General features: G+C 66.9%; 1 protein-coding gene. It reads right to left on the bottom strand.

All coding sequences use genetic code 11. The features are described 5' to 3' along the window. Positions 1-782, bottom strand: a 782-nt coding sequence (locus MKK70_RS08020) for an AI-2E family transporter (protein WP_243946742.1), incomplete at both ends; no start/stop codon positions are given.

Raw genomic sequence — 782 nt, forward strand, 5'->3', positions numbered from 1 at the left:
TCGGGATGGTCCTCGAAGTCCTCGACGAGGGAGCGCGCTGAGGCGCGGATGTTCTCTAGCTGGGCCGGGGTGACGACTCCGCGGGCGTAGTCGTTGGCGGCGAGCTGCAGGCCCTTGAGCGCCACCTCGTCGTAGTACGACGATAACGACCTCTCCTTCAGCATCGCCTCGCCCAGGTCACGCGCCTCGTCCGGATCGCCCGCGAGCATGCGCTGGTAGAAGTTCTCCACCGGGGTCAGCGGGGGCCGGTCGCCGAGCAGGATGTCTAGGAACTCCAGGCTGTCGACGTGGCGGCCGAGGACGACGAGGCATACCGTGAACGGGGTCGCCAGGATCAGGCCGATGGGCCCCCACAGGAAGCCCCAGAACAGGGTCGAGACGATCACGGCGAACGGCGAAAGACCGGTCGAATGCCCGTAGAGAAGCGGCTCGATCACCTGCCCGAAGATTGGCTCGGCGATCAGGAACAGGGCCGCAGTCGCGATCACCATCGACCAGCCCGGATCGACCGCCGCGGCCAGAGCCACGGGGAGGATGCCTGAGATGAAGGCCCCGATGTAGGGGACGAAGCGCATCAGGGCCGAGAACACGCCCCACAGGATCGGGTTGGGGACGCCGATGAACCAGAGGCCGACGCCGACGATGACGCCGAAGGCGGCGTTCATGCCGAGCTGGGCGAGAAAGTAGGTGCCGAGACGACCGGCCGCGTCATCCATCGCCACGGTGGTGCGATGCAGGTCGCTTGACCCGAACAGGCGGATCATGCGGTTGCGCAGGTCCTC

The sequence above is a fragment of the Methylobacterium sp. E-041 genome (assembly GCF_022829665.1).
In the GTDB taxonomy this organism is placed as follows: Bacteria; Pseudomonadota; Alphaproteobacteria; order Rhizobiales; family Beijerinckiaceae; genus Methylobacterium.